The sequence below is a fragment of the Streptomyces sp. NPDC056144 genome (assembly GCF_042264145.1).
Taxonomy (GTDB): Bacteria; Actinomycetota; Actinomycetes; order Streptomycetales; family Streptomycetaceae; genus Streptomyces.
The window spans coordinates 167,927-186,050 of sequence record NZ_JBHJVF010000006.1; the positions used below are offsets into that span (position 1 = coordinate 167,927).

At 72.3% G+C, this 18,124-nt stretch carries 17 protein-coding genes; 9 read left to right on the plus strand and 8 right to left on the minus strand.

Annotated elements, in window-relative coordinates:
* Position 1: 1 nt before the first annotated feature.
* Together ACFC0Z_RS20110 and ACFC0Z_RS20115 are read left to right on the plus strand one after the other, a co-directional pair.
* On the plus strand, positions 2-751 hold the full coding sequence (locus ACFC0Z_RS20110) for a hypothetical protein (protein ID WP_376439563.1): 750 nt from the start codon (positions 2-4) through the stop codon (positions 749-751).
* A gap of 42 nt (positions 752-793) precedes the next feature.
* Positions 794-1,279: an LURP-one-related/scramblase family protein gene (locus ACFC0Z_RS20115; protein ID WP_376439565.1), complete on the plus strand. Its 486-nt coding sequence runs from the start codon at positions 794-796 to the stop codon at positions 1,277-1,279.
* 7 nt (positions 1,280-1,286) lie between these two features.
* Here ACFC0Z_RS20115 and ACFC0Z_RS20120 read toward each other — a convergent pair whose 3' ends face one another.
* Positions 1,287-2,471, minus strand: a complete 1,185-nt coding sequence (locus tag ACFC0Z_RS20120; RefSeq protein ID WP_376439568.1) for a trans-sulfuration enzyme family protein — start codon at positions 2,469-2,471, stop codon at positions 1,287-1,289.
* A 58-nt stretch (positions 2,472-2,529) separates the two neighbouring features.
* Here ACFC0Z_RS20120 and ACFC0Z_RS20125 point away from each other — a divergent pair, with 58 nt between their 5' ends.
* Positions 2,530-3,138: a hypothetical protein gene (locus tag ACFC0Z_RS20125; protein WP_376439571.1), complete on the plus strand. Its 609-nt coding sequence runs from the start codon at positions 2,530-2,532 to the stop codon at positions 3,136-3,138.
* 35 nt (positions 3,139-3,173) lie between these two features.
* On the opposite strand, the gene ACFC0Z_RS20130 is transcribed toward ACFC0Z_RS20125, so the two are convergent.
* On the minus strand, positions 3,174-3,977 hold the full coding sequence (locus tag ACFC0Z_RS20130; RefSeq protein WP_376439573.1) for a carbon-nitrogen family hydrolase: 804 nt from the start codon (positions 3,975-3,977) through the stop codon (positions 3,174-3,176).
* Between the two features lie 173 nt (positions 3,978-4,150).
* Between ACFC0Z_RS20130 and ACFC0Z_RS20135 the strand changes: the two genes are divergently transcribed.
* On the plus strand, positions 4,151-4,975 hold the full coding sequence (locus tag ACFC0Z_RS20135) for a maleylpyruvate isomerase family mycothiol-dependent enzyme (RefSeq protein WP_376439576.1): 825 nt from the start codon (positions 4,151-4,153) through the stop codon (positions 4,973-4,975).
* Between the two features lie 27 nt (positions 4,976-5,002).
* On the opposite strand, the gene ACFC0Z_RS20140 is transcribed toward ACFC0Z_RS20135, so the two are convergent.
* The 5 genes from ACFC0Z_RS20140 to pdhA form a co-directional block, all read right to left on the minus strand.
* Entirely contained in the window at positions 5,003-6,313 is a 1,311-nt protein-coding gene (locus tag ACFC0Z_RS20140) for a nitrate/nitrite transporter (protein WP_376439578.1), read from the minus strand.
* Positions 6,310-6,966 (minus strand): GntR family transcriptional regulator, encoded by a 657-nt coding sequence (locus tag ACFC0Z_RS20145; protein WP_376439581.1) that lies wholly within the window; start codon positions 6,964-6,966, stop codon positions 6,310-6,312. Before ACFC0Z_RS20145 ends, ACFC0Z_RS20140 begins: the two co-directional genes overlap by 4 nt.
* Positions 6,967-7,103: 137 nt before the next feature.
* Positions 7,104-8,534, minus strand: a complete 1,431-nt coding sequence (locus ACFC0Z_RS20150; protein ID WP_376440304.1) for a dihydrolipoamide acetyltransferase family protein — start codon at positions 8,532-8,534, stop codon at positions 7,104-7,106.
* Between the two features lie 31 nt (positions 8,535-8,565).
* A complete protein-coding gene (locus tag ACFC0Z_RS20155) occupies positions 8,566-9,546 on the minus strand; it encodes an alpha-ketoacid dehydrogenase subunit beta (RefSeq protein ID WP_376439584.1) in 981 nt (326 codons plus the stop codon).
* 2 nt (positions 9,547-9,548) lie between these two features.
* Positions 9,549-10,745 carry a pyruvate dehydrogenase (acetyl-transferring) E1 component subunit alpha gene (gene pdhA / locus ACFC0Z_RS20160; RefSeq protein WP_376439585.1) on the minus strand — a complete coding sequence of 399 codons (1,197 nt, stop codon included), beginning with the start codon at positions 10,743-10,745 and terminating at the stop codon, positions 9,549-9,551.
* A gap of 341 nt (positions 10,746-11,086) precedes the next feature.
* Between pdhA and ACFC0Z_RS20165 the strand changes: the two genes are divergently transcribed.
* The 3 genes from ACFC0Z_RS20165 (at position 11,087) to ACFC0Z_RS20175 (ending at position 13,463) form a co-directional block, all read left to right on the plus strand.
* On the plus strand, positions 11,087-11,746 hold the full coding sequence (locus ACFC0Z_RS20165) for a response regulator transcription factor (protein WP_360798424.1): 660 nt from the start codon (positions 11,087-11,089) through the stop codon (positions 11,744-11,746).
* 178 nt (positions 11,747-11,924) lie between these two features.
* A complete protein-coding gene (locus tag ACFC0Z_RS20170) occupies positions 11,925-12,431 on the plus strand; it encodes a pyridoxamine 5'-phosphate oxidase family protein (protein WP_376439587.1) in 507 nt (168 codons plus the stop codon).
* A 15-nt stretch (positions 12,432-12,446) separates the two neighbouring features.
* Entirely contained in the window at positions 12,447-13,463 is a 1,017-nt protein-coding gene (locus ACFC0Z_RS20175; protein WP_376439589.1) for a phosphotransferase, read from the plus strand.
* A 28-nt stretch (positions 13,464-13,491) separates the two neighbouring features.
* On the opposite strand, the gene ACFC0Z_RS20180 is transcribed toward ACFC0Z_RS20175, so the two are convergent.
* Positions 13,492-15,135, minus strand: a complete 1,644-nt coding sequence (locus ACFC0Z_RS20180) for a protein kinase (protein ID WP_376439592.1) — start codon at positions 15,133-15,135, stop codon at positions 13,492-13,494.
* Between the two features lie 277 nt (positions 15,136-15,412).
* On the opposite strand from ACFC0Z_RS20180, the gene ACFC0Z_RS20185 reads away from it, so the two are divergent.
* Positions 15,413-17,128 carry a protein kinase gene (locus tag ACFC0Z_RS20185; RefSeq protein WP_376439595.1) on the plus strand — a complete coding sequence of 572 codons (1,716 nt, stop codon included), beginning with the start codon at positions 15,413-15,415 and terminating at the stop codon, positions 17,126-17,128.
* Positions 17,129-17,228: 100 nt separating this feature from the next.
* Positions 17,229-18,122: a hypothetical protein gene (locus ACFC0Z_RS20190; RefSeq protein WP_376439597.1), complete on the plus strand. Its 894-nt coding sequence runs from the start codon at positions 17,229-17,231 to the stop codon at positions 18,120-18,122.
* Positions 18,123-18,124 lie beyond the last annotated feature (2 nt).

Genomic DNA, 18,124 nt, shown 5'->3' on the forward strand with positions numbered 1-18,124 from the left:
CGTGGCCCTTCTCGAAACGCTCGTCGTCGTCCTCGGCGTCTCGCTCGTCGCCGCCGTCTCGGTCTTCGCCAAGACGAAGCTCTTCCCCGTCGCCGAGGACGAGGAGCCCCGCGAGGACGTCGCCGAGTACATCGCCATGATGGTCTCGGTCCTCTACGCCGTCGTCCTCGGCCTCTGCCTCGTCTCCGTCTGGGACACCCGCGCCTCGGCCTCCGACCACGTCCAGGCCGAGGCCAGCGCCCTCCACCAGACGTACCTGCTCGCCGACGCCTTCCCGGCCGACCAGCGGACGTCGCTGCGCGAGGCGGCCAAGACGTACGCCGGGCACGTCGTCGACGTCGAGTGGCCGGCCATGGCCGAGCGCGAACCGCTCGGCCAGGAGGGCTGGACCATGCTCGAACAGCTCCGGCGGGCGAGCACGGTCACCGACCCCGACAACGTCTCCGCGCAGATCGCCTCCCAGGAGGTCCTCGCCCAGCTCGGCTACGTCGACGACGCCCGGCGCGGACGGGAGGCGGCCGCGCAGGAGCGGCTCTCCCCCGTGCTGTGGACCGGGCTGCTCATCGGCGGTGCGCTGACGCTCGCGTTCATGTTCCTCTTCGGGATCAAACGGAGCACCACCCATGTGGTGATGGTGATGGGCCTCTCCGGCTTCATCGCCTTCACCGTGCTCCTGATCCACCAACTGGACGCGCCCTTCGGCGAGATGCTCGGCGCCACACCGGACGCGTTCGTCCGCTATTTCGCCTGATGTTTCACATGAAACATCGACCCAGGGGGCAGGCATACCACCATGAAGTATCTCGTACGGGACAAGATTTTCGCGATCGGTGACGACTACTGGATCGAGGACGAGGACGGCCGCCACGCCTTCCTCGTCGACGGCAAGGCCATGCGGCTGCGCGACACCCTGGAGCTGAAGGGCCCCGACGGGCAGGTGCTCATCACCCTGCGCCAGAAGGTCTTCAGCCTGCGCGACGCCATGACCCTCGAACGCGACGACCGGCCGCTCGCGACCATCCGCCGCAAGCGGCTCTCCCTCCTGCGCAACCACTACCGCGTGACGCTGGTCGACGGCACCGAACTGGACGTCAGCGGGCGGATTCTGGACCGGGAGTTCACCGTCGAGTACGAGGGCGAACTCCTGGCCCACATCTCCCGGAAGTGGCTCCGCGTCCGCGACACGTACGCCGTGGACGTGATCCGGGAGGACGCGGACGCGGCGCTGCTGGTGGCGGTGGCCGTGTGCGTGATCCGGATGGCGGAGCGGGAGGACTGAGCCGCGGTTATCCGGCTGCCTTCGTGAGGGCCTGCTCCAGGTCCTCCCACAGGTCCTCGACGTGCTCGATGCCCACCGAGATCCTGACCGTCCCCGGGCCGATGCCGGCCGCCGCGAGGGCCTCCGCGTCCAGCTGGTGGTGCGAGGTGGACGCCGGGTGCATGACCAGGGTCTTCACGTCGCCGAGCGAGACGCTGAGCGAGGCCACCCGTACCGCCTCGACGAACGCGCGGCCCCCCTCGCGGCCGCCCGCGACGTCGATCGAGATCACGCCGCCGCCCCCGTCCGGCAGCAGCCGCTCGGCGATCGCCCGGTCCGGGTGGCTGGCCAGGGCGGGGTGGCGGGCGGCCTCGACCGCCGGGTGCGCTTCGAGCCGCGCCGCCAGCTCGGCCGCGTTCGCGCACTGGCGCGCGACCCGCAGCGACAGCGTCTGCATCCCCCGCAGGGTCAGCCAGGCGGCGAACGGGTCCGTGGACGCGCCCTGTTCGACCGTGTGGCGGCGGACCTCGCGGAACAGTTCGGCGTCCTTGAAGACGGCGACACCGCCGAGGACGTCCCCGTGGCCCGAGAGGTACTTGGTGGCCGAGTGGACGACGACGTCGGCGCCGTGGTCCAGCGGCCGGAAGAGCAGCGGCGACGCGAAGGTGTTGTCGACGACGACCGGCACCCCCGCCTCGGCGGCCACGGCGGCGAGCGCGGGGATGTCCGAGACCCGGGTCGTCGGGTTGGCGATGGTCTCCAGGTAGAGCATCCGGGTCTCGGGCCGCAGCGCGGCCCGCACCTCCTCCGGGTCGGTGCCCGACACGTAGGTCACGTCGACGCCCCAGCGCGCGGCGAGGTCGCTGAGCACCGCGTACGTCCCCCCGTACAGGCAGGTCTGCGCGACGACGTGCCCGCCGCTGCCGAGCATCGCGAGCAGCACCCCGTTGATCGCGCCCATCCCGGAGGCGAACGACAGCCCCGCGGCCCCGCCTTCGAGGCGCGCGACGGCGTCCTCCAGCGTGCGGACGGTGGGGTTGCCGGTGCGGCTGTAGAGGAACGCGTCCGCCGACGTGAACGCGGTGGCGAGGGCGTCGGCCGAGTCGAAGGAGAAGACGTGCGCCTGGTGCAGCGGCACGCCGATCGGCGTGCTGCCGACCACCTCGACGACGGGCGGGTGGACAGCGAGGGTTTCAGGACGCGGAGAGTTCATGAGCCGAGTCTGGCAAAGGACCTTGCTTTTCCCAGAGCCAATTTCGTTGGATTGGCGGATGCACACCTCTCTCGCGCCCTTCGACCTCACCGCGTGGAAAGAGGGCGGGCGGCACGACTACCGCGCCGGATGGAGGGGCGTCTCCCCGGAGTTCGGCGAGATCACGCTCACCTGCCCCCTCCCCCGTACGGCTCCCGAGTCCCTCGTCTCCGAGACACGCGGCGGACTGCTCCCCACCGCCTCCTTCGAGGCGCGCGGGGCGCACGTCGAGGGGATGCGGCTGCCCGGTCTGAACCGGTCGACGCTGCGGGTCGGCGACCGCGTGGTGTACGTGACGCGGAACCGCTTCGGCACCACGCTCGGCCAGCGCGCGCTGGAGATGCGGTACGCGGGCGACCGCTACCGGCTCGCCGCCCTCGACAAGCGGGGTTACGTGCTGACGCGTGCCGCCGACGACGAGGACCCGGGCGTCACGATCACCGTCCGCGAGACCGGGCGCGGCAGCGGCCGGAAGCTCTCCGTGCGGGCCGTCGGCCGCGCGGAGGCCGGGGACCTCTCCCTCGCCCTCGTCTTCGCGGGCGTCGACCGCTCCCCGCTGACGCGGCTGGGGGCGGTGCGGGCGGGCCTGTCCCGCGCCACCCACTTCTGGACCGAGTCGCAGTACTGAAGAACCGCGGTGGGTAGGCCCGTGAGCGGCGCGGGTCAGGCCCGGGCGCGGCGCGGGGTCGCCACGCCCAGGACGCGGTCCTTCAGGGCCGGGAACTGGTCGCGGACCGTCGTGACCTTCTCCGGGTCGAGGACGACCCGCAGGATCTCCTCCCCCGGGCCCGCCTCCGCGAGCACCTCGCCCCACGGATCGACGACGATCGAGTGACCGGCCTGCTCGACGCCCGCGTGGGTGCCCGCCGTGCCGCAGGCGAGGACGTACGCCTGGTTCTCGACCGCGCGGGCCCGCGCCAGGAGCGTCCAGTGTCCCCGGCGGGCGGCCGGCCAGCCGGCCGGGAGGACGAAGGCCTGGGCGCCCGCGTCGACGAGACCCCGGAAGAGCTCGGGGAAGCGCAGGTCGTAGCAGGTGCCGACGCCGAGCGTGAGGTGCGGCAGATCGACCGTGACGAGGTCCTCGCCCGCGGCCATCATCACCGCCTCGCCCTTGTCGAACCCGAAGCGGTGGATCTTCCGGTAGGACGCGGCGAGTTCGCCGTCGGGCGAGAGGACGAGCGAGGTGTTGTAGAGCGCGCCGCCCTCGGCCTCGACGAAGGAGCCGGCGTGCAGCCAGACCCCGGCGTCGCGCGCGGCCGCCGCCATCGCCGCGTGCGTGGGCCCGTTCAGCGGCTCGGACTCGGCGGCGAAGAGGTCGGACGCGAACGCGCCGACCGTCCACAGCTCCGGCAGGACGACGAGCTCCGCCTGGCCGGATTCCGCCCGTACGAGCTCCGCCACACGGGCGCGACGGGCGTCGACCGGTTCGTCCGGGTCTACCGCGATCTGGATCAGCGAGGCGCGCACACTACCACCGTCCTGGCATTCGAGCCGTCAACTCCGGCCTACGATCGTCACACGAAAGCACTGCCGGGGTGCCTTCGGGCAGCGTAACTTAGCGTTCGAGCCGCCCGCCCAGTCGTGTTTTCAGCCCGCAGTCGTGTTTCAGCCCGCGCACCGAAGAACCGCCGAGGGGTCCCGTGACCGTCCATCCCAGCCTCCAGAACTACGCCGACGCCTGGACCCACTCCATCGAAGCGATAGCCGAGCTGGTGCAGCCGCTCGTGGAGGGCGAATGGAACCGGCCGACCCCGTGCATCGGCTGGTCGGTGCGGGACATCGTCTCGCACGTCATCGGGATGGAGACGGAGATACTCGGCGACCCTCGCCCGATCCACTCCCTGCCGCGCGATCTCTACCACGTACGCGGTGACTTCGCGCGCTACATGGAGGTCCAGGTCGATGTGCGGCGGCACCACACCGCGCCGGAGATGACCTCGGAACTGGAGTACATCCTCATCCGCCGGGCCCGGCAGCTCCGCAACGAGACCCGCTCCCCCGAGCACGTGATCCGCGCGCCCCTCGGCGCCGAGCAGACCCTCGAACTGGCCTACCGGATGCGCGCCTTCGACGTGTGGGTGCACGAGCAGGACCTGCGGGCCGCGCTCGGCGTCCCGGGCAACCTGGACTCGGCCGGGGCGCACGTCACCCGCGACGTCCTCCTGTCGGCGCTGCCGAAGGTGGTCGCCAAGGACGCCGGAGCGCCCCCGAACTCGGCGGTCGTGCTCGACGTGACCGGCCCGGTGGAGTTCCTGCGGACGGTACGGGTCGACGCGGACGGCCGGGGTTCGATCGACGGCGCGCCCTCGCTGGGTCCCGCGGTGTCGCTGGCGACGGACTGGGAGACGTACGTCCGGCTCGCGTGCGGCCGGGTCCGGCCGGCCGACGTGGCCGACCGGGTGCGGATCGAGGGCGACGAGGCCCTGGCCCGCGCGATCCTCGACCACTTCGCCGTGACCCCGTGACGCCCTGACCGACCTCGTCGTCCGGGCCTAGGCCGGGACGTGCACCGCCTCCACGCGGCTCGCCACGAGCCGTTCCCGTTCCCTGCGGTGGGTACGGGACTTGAGGCGGAGGATCTGCGCGACGCCGAACGCCTCCAGGACGAAGACGGACGAGAACGCGATCCGGTAGTTGTCGCCGGTCGCGTCGAGCAGCACGCCCACGGCCAGGAGCGTCGTCATCGAGGCGACGAAACCGCCCATGTTGACGATCCCGGACGCGGTGCCCTGACGCTCCGGCGGATTGGCCGGGCGGGCGAAGTCGAAGCCGATCATCGAGGCCGGTCCGCAGGCCCCGAGGACGACGCACAGACTGATCAGCAGCCATATCGGGGCGTGGTCGCCGGGGTACGCGAGGGTGGCCGCCCACAGCAGCGCGGTGGCCGCGACCGTGCCGAGGGCGAGGGGCGCGCGGGCCTTGTGGTGGCGGGCGATGATCTGCCCGTACGCGAGGCCGACGACCATGTTCGAGAGCACGATCAGGGTGAGCAGCTCGCCGGCGGTGCCCCGGGACAGGCCCTGTGCCTCGACGAGGTACGGCAGTCCCCAGAGGAGCAGGAACACCATCGCGGGGAACTGGGTCGTGAAGTGGACCCACATGCCGAGGCGGGTGCCGGGCTCGCGCCAGGACTCGGCGATCTGGCGGCGGACGGACGCGGCGCCCGCGTGCGCGACGGGCTGGGGCTCGTGTCCCTCGGGGTGGTCCCTGAGGAAGAGCAGCAGCAGGACGAGGACGAGGACGCCCGCGAGGGAGCTGCCGACGAAGGTGGTCGTCCAGCCGAGGCCGTGCAGGGCGCGGGCGATGAAGACGGTCGAGACGAGGTTGCCGGCCATGCCGAAGAGGGCGGCGACCTGGCCGATGAGCGGGCCGCGGCGGGCGGGGAACCAGCGGGTGCCGAGCCGGAGCACGCTGATGAAGGTCATCGCGTCGCCGCAGCCGAGGAGCGCGCGGGACGCGAGCGCGGTGCCGTACGACGGGGAGAGCGCGAAGCCGAGCTGGCCGATGGTGAAGAGGACGACGCCGAGGGCGAGCACCTTCTTGGTGCCGAGCCGGTCGACCATGAGGCCGACGGGTATCTGCATGCCGGCGTAGACGAGCAGCTGGAGGATGGAGAACGTGGACAGCGCCGAGGCGTTGACGTCGAAGCGCTCGGCGGCGTCGAGGCCGGCGACGCCCAGGGACGTACGGAAGATGACGGCGACGAAGTAGACGGCGACGCCGACGCCCCAGACGAGGACGGCGCGGCGGCCGCCGGGCGGGTCGCAGGGGAGGGTGACGGCGGAGCCGTACGAGGTGTTCACCGGGCCTCGCCCCGGACCAGGACCTTGACCCAGCTGAGGTGCGCGCGGACGCAGTGGGCCGCGCCCTCGACGTCGCCGGCGCGGATCCGGTCGAGGATCTCGGCGTGCTCGGCGATGTTCTTGGCGACCCGGTCGGGCTGGGACTGCATCACGGCGACGCCCATGCGGAGCTGGCGGTCGCGGAGCTGGTCGTAGAGGCGGGAGAGGATCTGGTTGCCGGCGTGGCGGACGATCTCGGCGTGGAAGCAGCGGTCGGTGGCGGCGACCTCGGCCAGGTCCCCGGTCTCGGCGTGCCGCTTCTGCTCCTCCAGGAGCTCTTCGAGCCGCGCGACGAGCGCGGCGGGCGCGGGCACGGCCCGGCGGACGGCGAACTCCTCGACGAGGAGCCGGGTCTCGACGACGTCGGCGATCTCCTGCGCGGAGACGGCGAGGACGAGGGCGCCCTTCTTCGGGTAGAGCTTGAGCAGCCCTTCCATCTCCAGCTTGAGCAGCGCCTCGCGGACGGGCGTCCGCGACACCCCGACGGCCTGCGCGAGCTCCCCCTCGGTGAGGAGGGTGCCTCCCTCGTAGCGCCGGTCGAGAACGGCTTGCTTGACGTGCATGTAGACACGGTCGGCGGCGGGTGGCTGCTTCAAGGGGGGAGCGGATGACATGCGCACAGCTTAGATACAACAGAGGTGCAACAGACAGCCCCGTCCGCGATACGGACGGGGCTGTCTGCGCCTGTTTCACGTGAAACGACGCGAAAACGGCGTAAGCCGGGGCATCGGCCAAGGCCTTCGCCGGGGCGTCAGCTCCAGGTGATGAGCCGCTTCGGCTGCTCCAGGATCGCGGCGATGTCCGCGAGGAACTTGGAGCCGAGCTCGCCGTCGACCAGGCGGTGGTCGAAGGAGAGCGCGAGCGTGGTGACCTGACGCGGCTTCACCTTGCCCTTGTGGACCCACGGCTGGAGCTTGATCGCGCCGACCGCGAGGATCGCGGACTCGCCGGGGTTCAGGATGGGCGTACCGGTGTCGACGCCGAAGACGCCGACGTTGGTGATGGTGAAGGTGCCGCCCTGCATCGCCGCCGGGGTCGTCTTGCCCTCGCGGGCGGTGGCGACGAGCTCGCTCAGGGACTTCGAGAGCTCGGGCAGGGTCTGGGCGTGCGCGTCCTTGATGTTCGGCACGATCAGACCGCGCGGGGTGGCCGCGGCGATGCCCAGGTTCACGTAGTGCTTGAGGACGATCTCCTGCGCCGCCTCGTCCCAGGCCGCGTTGATCTCCGGGTTGCGCTTGGCCGCGACGAGCACGGCCTTGGCGATGAGGAGGAGCGGGTTGACCCGCAGGCCCGCCATGTCCTTGTCGGACTTGAGCTCCTCGACCAGCTTCATCGTGCGCGTGATGTCGAAGGTCACGAACTCGGTGACGTGCGGGGCGGTGAAGGCCGAACCGACCATCGCCGCCGCCGTGGCCTTCCGTACGCCCTTGATCGGGACACGGGTCTCCCGCGCGTCCGCCGCGAAGGCGGGCGCCGCGACCGGGGCGGGGGCCGCGACCGGGGCCGCCACGGGCGCCGACACGGCGGCCGGGGCCTCCACGACCGGAGCGGGCGCCGGGGCGGCGGCCGCGTGGACGTCCTCGCGGGTGATGACGCCGTCCGGGCCGGTCGGGGTGACCGACGCCAGGTCGACGCCGAGGTCCTTCGCGAGCTTCCGGACCGGCGGCTTGGCCAGCGGCCGGGACACGGCCGGACCGTGGCCGTTGAGCTGCTCCGGTACGGAGACGACGGCGGGCGCGGGGACGGGCGGCGCGGCGACGGGCGCGGCGGCAGGGGCCGCGGACACGGCGGGCACGTCCTTGCGCGGCCGGCGCTTGGTGGAGCTGGCGGCCACGCCGTACCCGACGAGGACCGGCTGGCGGCCCTGCGGCTCCGCCTCCTCGACGACGGGAGCGGCGGGGGCGGGAGCGGCGGCGGCCGGCGCGGCGACGGCCGCCGGAGCGGCCACGGGCGCGTCTCCGCCGCCCACGTTCACCGAGATGATGACCTGGCCGACGTCGACCGTGGTCCCCTCGGGGAAGAGCAGCTCGTGGACCGTGCCGTCGAACGGGATCGGCAGCTCGACGGCCGCCTTGGCCGTCTCGACCTCGATGACGACCTGGCCGTCGGTGACGGTGTCACCGGGCTGGACGTACCACTTGAGGATCTCGGCCTCGGTGAGGCCCTCGCCCACGTCGGGCATCTTGAATTCGCGGATCGTCACGGTGCTCTCCTCAGTACGCCAGCGAGCGGTCGACGGCGTCGAGCACGCGGTCCAGACCCGGCAGGTACTCCTCCTCCAGGCGCGCCGGCGGGTACGGCGCGTGGTAGCCGCCGACCCGCAGGACGGGGGCCTCCAGGTGGTAGAAGCAGCGCTCGGTGATCCGGGCGGCGATCTCCGCGCCGGAGCCGAAGAACACCGGGGCCTCGTGGACGACGACCAGGCGGCGGGTCTTCTCGACCGAGGCCTGGATGGTGTCGAAGTCGAGCGGGGAGATCGAGCGGAGGTCGACGACCTCGATCGACTTGCCCTCCTCGGCGGCGGCCTCGGCCGCCTCCAGGCAGGTCTTCACCATCGGGCCGTAGGCGACGAGGGTGAGGTCCGTGCCCTCGCGGGCGACACGGGCCTTGTGCAGCTCGCCCGGGATGGCCTCGGTGTCGACCTCGCCCTTGTCCCAGTAGCGGCGCTTGGGCTCGAAGAAGATGACCGGGTCGTCGCTCTGGATCGCCTGCTGGAGCATCCAGTAGGCGTCGGAGGAGTTCGCCGGGGTGACCACCTTGAGGCCCGCGACGTGCGCGAAGAGCGACTCGGGGGACTCGGAGTGGTGCTCGACGGCGCCGATGCCGCCGCCGTACGGGATGCGGATGACGACCGGCATCTTCACGGTGCCGAGCGACCGGGCGTGGATCTTCGCCAGCTGGGTGACGATCTGGTCGTACGCCGGGAAGACGAAGCCGTCGAACTGGATCTCCACGACGGGCCGGTAGCCGCGCAGCGCGAGGCCGATCGCGGTGCCGACGATGCCGGACTCGGCGAGCGGGGTGTCGATGACCCGGTCCTCGCCGAAGTCCTTCTGGAGGCCGTCGGTGATGCGGAAGACGCCGCCGAGCTTGCCGACGTCGAGGCCCATGATGACGACCTTCGGGTCGTTCTCCAGGGCGTGGCGCAGCGACTCGTTGAGGGCCTTCGCGAGGGGAAGCTTCTGAACAGCCATGATTACTCGGCCTCTCCGTTCGCGAAGGACGCCTCGTAGGCGGCGAACTGCGCGCGCTCCTCGTCGACGAGCGCGTGCCCGTCCGCGTACGTGTGGTCGAAGATCGCCATGTGCTCCGGGACGGGCATGGCGCGCACGACCTCGCGGACCTGCTTGCCGAGCGTCTCGCTCTCCGCCTCCAGCGCCTCGAAGAAGGCCGCGTCGGCGTGGCCCTCGTTCTCCAGGTACGCCTTGAGGCGCGCGATCGGGTCCTTCGCCTCCCACTCCTCGCGCTCCGCGTCGCGGCGGTAGCGCGTCGGGTCGTCGGAGGTGGTGTGGGCGGCCATGCGGTAGGTGAACGCCTCGATGAGCGTCGGGCCCTCGCCGCGGCGGGCGCGCTCCAGGGCGGAGCGGGTCACGGCCAGGCAGGCGAGGACGTCGTTGCCGTCCACGCGGACGCCGGGGAAGCCGAAGCCGCGGGCGCGCTGGTAGAGCGGGACGCGGGTCTGCTTCTCGATGGGCTCGGAGATCGCCCACTGGTTGTTCTGGCAGAAGAAGACGACCGGGGCGTTGTAGACCGCGGAGAAGACGAACGACTCGTTCACGTCGCCCTGGCTGGAGGCGCCGTCGCCGAAGTAGGCGAGCACGGCGGAGTCCGCGCCGTCCTTGGCGATGCCCATGGCGTAGCCGGTGGCGTGCAGGGTCTGCGAGCCGAGGACGATCGTGTACAGGTGGAAATTGTTGGTGTGGGGATCCCACCCGCCGTGGTTCACACCGCGGAACATTCCCAGCAGGTTCGTCGGGTCGACCCCACGGCACCAGGCCACGCCGTGCTCGCGGTAGGTCGGGAAGACGTAGTCGTCGTCGCGCAGCGCGCGACCGGACCCGATCTGCGCGGCCTCCTGGCCCAGCAGCGAGGCCCACAGGCCCAGTTCGCCCTGGCGCTGGAGCGAGGTCGCCTCGGCGTCGAAGCGGCGCGTGAGGACCATGTCGCGGTAGAGACCGCGCAGTTCCTCGGCGCTCAGGTCGATGTCGTAGTCGGGGTGCTGGACGCGCTCTCCCTCGGGCGTCAGCAGCTGGACGAGCTCGGGCTCAAGGGCGTCCGCCTCGGCGCGCGCGCTCGTCTTCTTGGTGGTGCTGGTGCTCGCGCTTGCGGTGCGCTTGGTGCCGCTGCTGCGTCGCGTCGTCTTGCGCGCGGCAGCAGTGCTCTCCACGGTCACGTGCGTGCTCCTCCGTCGGTCCGGCCTCCGGGTTCGCCGGTAAGCCAGTGCGGCTCTCCGCCTTGTCCGTACCCTTCGCACGGGGTGGGTGCGACGCGGCCGGGGTCAGGCGTGACAGGTGCCCCGGCGAGCGCCCTGTCATAGGCACGTTACCCACAGCGCGGCATTCCCGCGAAACCCCACTTGACCTGCGATTTTGCTTGGATTTCCAAGTAAATCGAGAAAAGCGGGAACAGCGGCTGGTCAGCGCGTCGGCAACGGCCGGGCGGGCCGTCGGAACATCCGGCACGTTATCCCGCGCACCCCGGGCGCGGGAAGAGCCAATATGTGAGACTGGCTGCGTGCGCGAAGAAGGAAAAATCCGGGTATTTCTGCTGGACGACCACGAAGTCGTCCGGCGCGGCGTCCACGAGCTGCTCTCCGTGGAAGACGACATCGAGGTGGTCGGCGAGGCCGGGACGGCGGCGGACGCGCTGGTCAGGATCCCCGCGACCCGCCCCGACGTCGCCGTGCTCGACGTGCGGCTGCCGGACGGCAGCGGGGTGGAGGTGTGCCGCGAGATCCGCTCGCAGGACGAGTCGATCAAGTGCCTGATGCTGACCTCGTACGCCGACGACGAGGCGCTCTTCGACGCGATCATGGCCGGGGCCTCGGGGTACGTCCTCAAGGCGATCCGCGGCAACGAGCTGCTCAACGCCGTCCGCGACGTGGCGGCCGGCAAGTCGCTGCTCGACCCGGTGGCCACGGCGCGCGTCCTGGAGCGGCTGCGCGACGGCAACAACCCCAAGGGTGACGACAAGCTCGCCAACCTGACCGAGCAGGAACGCAAGATCCTGGACCTGATCGGCGAGGGCCTGACCAACCGGGTCATCGGCGAGCGGCTCCACCTTGCGGAGAAGACCATCAAGAACTACGTCTCCAGCCTGCTGTCGAAGCTGGGCATGGAGCGGCGCTCGCAGGCCGCGGCGTACGTGGCCCGGCTCCAGGCCGAGCGTCACTGAGACCGTTCTCCGGGCCGGGGCGGGAGACCGCTCCGGCCCGTCGTCATCTGCGGACTCACCCGGACTCACCCGATTGGCCCTGTCCGGGCCGATAACCCGGATTAGGGACCTACGTCCCCGGAAAACCGGGGCAGGGGCCCCTTTCCCGACACATTGCCGGTGGCGGAGAGTGGTAGCCATGTCCACCGATGAGATCAGCGCCGACGAGATCCGCGCCATCGAATTGCTCGGCCGAGTGTCGTACGGCCGGGTGGCGACGAGCATGCGTGCCATGCCTTTCGTCGCCCCCGCCCGGCATGTCGTGTCCGACGGACGAGTCGTGATCCGGATGCACAGAGGCCTCGGCTACCACCGGGCGTGCAACGGCAGTGTCGTGGCCTACGGAGCGGACAACTTCAGCTCCGGTGCCGGGCGGATCTGGTCGGTGCAGTTCACCGGCACCGCCGAGATCGTCGAGCCGACCGAGGCGGAGCTCGCCGCCTTCGGGCCCGAGCCCCGGACCGTGGACGACGAGCCGTTCGTGGCGGTCTACCTGCGGATCGAACCGCAGTTCGTGACCGTGCACGAGCTGGACTACTCGTCGGACGTCCCCGCCCGGCCCGCCGAGCTCCCCGGCGTGCGCGGCTCCGAACTCACTTCCACCGAACTCCATTCCGTGGAGCGACACCTCCCCCACGTAGCGTGATCTAACATCTGCGGGGTGCCGCGCTCATCTGCAACCCTCGCCCCGCCCGTCGGTTTACTCCTGAGCCGCTACCGGGCGGCGGGCGAGCCCCTCTCCTGCGAACCCGTCACGCAGGGCCTGCTCAACCGGGGCTACCGCCTCGCGACCACACGCGGCTCGTACTTCCTCAAACAGCACCTCGACGCCCCCACCGCCGACCGCGCCACCATCACCCGCCAGCACCGCGCCACCCAGCGCCTGCACGCCCTCGGCCTGCCCGTGGCCCCGCCCCTCGCCGACAACCGGGGCCGTACGGTCGCGGTCGTCGACGGCCTCTGCTACGCCCTGCACCCCTGGATCGACGGCCGCCACCGCGACGGCGCCCAGCTCTCCGCCGGCTGCTCCCGCCGCCTCGGCGCGCTCCTCGGGCACGTCCACACCTGCCTGGAGCGGGTCATGGAGTCCCCGCCGCCCGGCGACGACCACCCGAGCGCCCGCCCCGAGGACACCTTCGAGGCCATCGAGGAGCTCATCCGCCTCGCCCGCGCCCACCGCCCCCACGACAGCTTCGACGCGCTCGCCGAGCACCGGCTCAGGGAACGGCGCCGGCTCCTCGCCCAGCACGCCCACCACCGGCCGCCGCCGGCCGCGTCCTCCGGCTGGGTGCACGGCGACTTCCACCCGTTCAACCTGCTCTACCAGGGCGCGAAGCCCGTCGCGATCGTCGACTGGGACCGCCTCGGGGTGCGCCCCCGCGCCGAGGAGGCGGTCAGGGCGGCCGCCATCTTCTTCGTACGGCCCGGGGGCGAGCTGGCCCTGGAGAAGGTACGGCCGTACGCGCGCGCGTACCGGCGGGCGACGGGCGCGAACGGCGGCGAGCTGGCCGCGGCGGCGCACCGCGTCTGGTGGGAGCGGCTCAACGACTTCTGGACGCTGCGCTGGCGGTACCAGCTGCACGACCGAAGGGCCGACCCGCAGTTTCCCGCGGTGTCGGCCCTGGCGGTCTGGTGGACCCGGCAGTACGAGGCGGTCCGCGACGCTTTCGCGGGCTGACCTGCGTCTTCTCCCGGGACTCCGCGGATCAGCCGCCCGCCGGCGGGTCCTCCGTGGTCGGCTCGCCACCCGGCTCGCCGCTGCCGCCGGTGGTCTCCTCGGTCGGGTCGACCGGCGGCTCGGTGGTCGGCTCCTCGGTCGGGGTATCCGTCGTCGGCGGCGCCGTCGTCGGGGTATCCGTCGTCGGCGGTGCCGTCGTCGGCTCCTCGGTCGGTGCCTCGGTCGTCGGCGGCTGGGTCGTCGGCGCCTGCGTCGTCGGCGGCGGCGTCCACGGAGCCTGCGTCTGACCGCCGTCCGAGCTGCCCGTCTCGCCGCGCGTCGGCTCCTGGGTCGGCTCCTCCGACGGCGTCGAGGTCTCCTCGGAGGCGGACGTCGACGGCGAGTCGCTGACCGTCGGCGTCACCGGCGGGTTGTTGTTCCCGTTGTCGTTGCCCGCCTTGTCGAGGGCGAAGACGACACCCGCGACGACCGCGACCAGCGCGAGCGCCACGAAGAGGACCACCTTGCCGCGGCCGCCCCTGCCACCGTCCTGCGGGCCGTAGGCGCCGTCCTGGCCGTAGCCGCCGTTGCCGCCCGTCCCGCCGTCGTACCCGCCGTAGCCGGCGGCGGCCCCGTCGTGCGGGTTCATCGGCGGGAGGATCGGGCCCTGCGCGGTCTCGCCGTGCATCGGGTGGCCCATCGGGGACGTCGCGGCCATGCCGCCGACCGGAGTGTGCCCGCCGTCGTGCAGGGCGACCGGTCCGGTGTTCCACGCGCCCGTGTGACCGCCGACCTGCTGGAGCATCTGGAGGCCGTACTGGACGAGCCCGCGCATCTCCTCCGCGCTCTGGAACCGGTCGTCCGGGTCCTTCGCGAGGGAGCGCATCACCAGGCCGTCGAGCTCCGGCGGCACGCCCGGCGCGACCTCGGACGGCGGGACCGGCGCGTCCTGCACGTGCTGGTAGACGACGGAGAGCGGCGTCTCACCGGTGAAGGGGGGCCGCAGCGCGAGCAGCTCGTAGAGCAGACAGCCCGTCGCGTACAGGTCGGAGCGGTGGTCGACGGCCTTGCCGAGCGCCTGCTCGGGCGAGAGGTACTGCGGCGTGCCCATGACCATGCCGGTCTGGGTCATCGTCGACTGCGCGCCGTGCAGGGCACGGGCGATGCCGAAGTCCATCACCTTGACCGCGCCGCTGTGCGTGATGATCACGTTCGCCGGCTTGATGTCGCGGTGCACGATGCCGTGCTGGTGCGAGTACGCCAGCGCCTCCAGGACGCCGGAGACGATGATGAGCGCCTGCTCGGGACCGGGCGCGTCGGCGCTGATCAGCAGGTCGCGGATGGTGCGGCCCTCGACCAGCTCCATCACGATGTACGGCACGGGACGGCCGGCGACGATGTCCTCGCCCGAGTCGTACACGGCGACGATCGCGTGGTGGTTGAGGCCGGCGACCGACTGCGCCTCGCGCGTGAAGCGGGCCTTGGAGACCGGGTCCTCGGCGAGGTCGGAGCGCAGCAGCTTCACCGCGACCGTGCGTCCGAGGCGGACGTCCTCGGCGGCGAAGACCTCGGCCATGCCGCCGCGGCCCAGACGGTGCGTCAGGCGGTAACGGCCGTCGCCGACGACGCCACCGACGCCCCACTCCCCGCCGGATTCCGGCACACCGCCACCTGCTTCGGATTCGGGTGCCATCAGTCCTCGCCGTCGTCTGTCGTGCCGTGTCCAGTCGTCACGCTACAGGCTCTGTACGACATCACGGTCCGCGATTGACCGGCCATCCAACCCCGTCCCCATACACCTGTGCAAATTCCGCCGGTTTCCCCGGACACGTCGGGAACGGCTCGCGGACACGGCCCGTACGGACGGTCACGGAACGGGCACGCGGCTTGACGTGTCCGGGCCCTGGGGCAGACTTGGCCAGGAAATTCCGGAATTCGACGCCGCCACGCGCGCGTAGGGGGAAGCACAGATGAGCCAGGACGGCGCACAGGGCCGCTATGCGGGCGGTTCGGTAGCGGGCGGCCGGTACCAGCTGCGCGACCTCCTCGGCGAGGGCGGCATGGCGTCGGTGTACCTGGCCTACGACTCCGCCCTCGACCGCCAGGTCGCGATCAAGACGCTCCACACCGAGCTCGGCCGCGAGCAGTCCTTCCGCGAGCGGTTCCGCCGCGAGGCGCAGGCCGTCGCGAAGCTGTCCCACACCAACATCGTCTCCGTCTTCGACACCGGCGAGGACACCCTCGACGGCGCCGTCATGCCGTACATCGTCATGGAGTACGTCGAGGGGCAGCCGCTCGGCTCGGTCCTCGCCGCCGACGTCCGGCAGTACGGGGCGATGCCCGCCGACAAGGCGCTCAAGGTCACGGCCGACGTGCTCGCCGCCCTGGAAGTCAGCCACGAGATGGGCCTGGTCCACCGGGACATCAAGCCGGGCAACGTGATGACGACCAAGCGCGGCGTGGTCAAGGTCATGGACTTCGGCATCGCGCGGGCCATGCAGTCCGGGGTCACGTCGATGACGCAGACCGGCATGGTCGTCGGCACCCCTCAGTACCTCTCCCCCGAGCAGGCCCTGGGCCGCGCGGTGGACGCCCGCTCCGACCTTTATTCGGTCGGCATCATGCTGTTCCAGCTGCTGACGGGCCGTCTCCCCTTCGACGCCGACTCGGCGCTCGCCATCGCCTACGCGCACGTGCAGGAGGAGCCGGTCGCCCCGTCCTCCGTCAACCGGGCCGTGACGCCGGCGATGGACGCGCTCGTCGCGCGCGCCCTGCGGAAGAACCCGAACGAGCGGTTCCCGAGCGCCGCCGCCATGCGCGACGAGTGCCTGCGGGTCCTCGCGGCCGGTCAGACGGCCGCCCCGATGATCGTCCAGGGCGGTCCGGTCAGCAGCGGCGCGGGCGTCGGCTCGGCGGTCTTCCCGCCGGTCGGCCAGACCCCGCCGCCGACGCCCCAGCCCGGTCCGCAGCACGGCGGGGTGCAGCAGCCGTACCTCCCGCCGACCCCGCAGCCCGGCCCGTACGGGCCCGCGACGCCGGCGCCCGGCCCGGCCTACGGCTACCCGCAGAACCAGCAGGCGCCCGGCTTCCCGTCCGCGCCGACCCCTTCGCCGTACGCCCAGCAGCCCCCGGTCCACACGCCCCCGCCGGTCCACACGCCCGCGCCGATGCACACCCCCGCCTCGCTGCCCGCGCAGACCGGCGGCGGCTCCCGGCGGAACACCCCGGTGCTCGTCGGCGCGATCGTCGTCGCCCTGCTCGCGATCGGCGGCCTGGTCGTGGCGCTCACCCAGCAGGACGACCCGAACCCCAACGCGAATGGCGACGGCGGCACGAGCGCCGGCCCCACGGGCGGCTCGAGCCAGCCCGCGGACCCGACCGCGGCCCCCGGGTACAAGGGTCCGGACCTGACCAAGACCATCGACGTGAAGAAGTGCACGGAGCCTTCGGAGTCGAGTGACGACCCGGAGAAGTTCGAGGTCCCGAACTTCACCTACAAGAACATCCAGTCGGTGAAGGACTGCGTCCGCGCGGCCGGGTGGAAGATCATGACCCAGACCCCGGTGGACGAGTCGACGTACGGCGACGGCACGGTCCTGGAGCAGTACCCGCCGGCCGGTCAGGACATCACCGACGCGGACGCCGAGTTCACCCTCAAGATCTCGACGGGCAACCCGCCGCAGTAGACCGACCCGGGCTTCCCCCTCCCGCCCGGATGCCGGAATTGTCCCGACATGTGACGCTGAGTCGACACCTCGGCGGCTCGGCACGGGAGGGGGTCCCCCGGTGACTCCAGCACTGCGAAGGGCACGGGCGCGGACTCTCGGCCCCGCGCTCGCCTGCACGTTCGCCTGCGCGGCCGCCCTCGGGGCCGCACCCGCCGCGAGCGCGGCGGCCACCGCACAGTCGCCCTCGGCCGCCGCGGCCGGTACGCACGCGAACGCGCCGACCACCCTCGCGGCCGTGCAGCCGCCCGCCCAGCCGTCCGCGCCTCCGGCCCCGCCGCCCGCCACGACCGCTCCCCCGAAGCCGGACAAGCCCTCCCCGCGGCCCACCGGGTCCACGCGTCCGTCCACCCGCCCCCCGGGGACCACGCCACCGCCCGCGACGACGCCCCCGGCCCCCGCCACGACGCCGCCCGCCACCACCGCTCCCCCGGCCTCGGCCACACCCGGCCGCCCCAAGGGCACGACGACCGGCGCCCCCGCGCCCAGCGGCAGCGGCTCGCCCTCCGGCTCCGGCTCCGCCTCCCCGTCCCCCTCCTCCGCCGTGCCGAGCACCGTCCCGCCCACCGACGCCCCCACTCCCAGCGGCTCCGCCTCCCTCGCCGGCCGCCCCGCCGCGGAGGGCCGGCCGCGCCCCGGGCGGCCCGAGACGCCCGCCGCGACACCGGGCGACACCACCCCGTCGCCCGCGTCCGCACGTACCAGGACGGCAACAGAATCCCGGCCGCACGGGATCCTGGAGGAGGCCGAGGCGGTACGTGAGGAGGACGCCGCCCTCGACGGTGCAGCGCCCTCGACCCTGCCCCCGAGCCCGCCCGCCGCCGCCCCCGGCATGGCCGCCGAGGCCGCGCCCACCTTCGCCGACCAGCGGATTCCCGTCCTCACCCTGGGTGTGGGGCTGGCCCTGATGGGCCTCGGCATCGGCTTCCTCGGGCTCCGCATGCGCCGCCGCTGAGC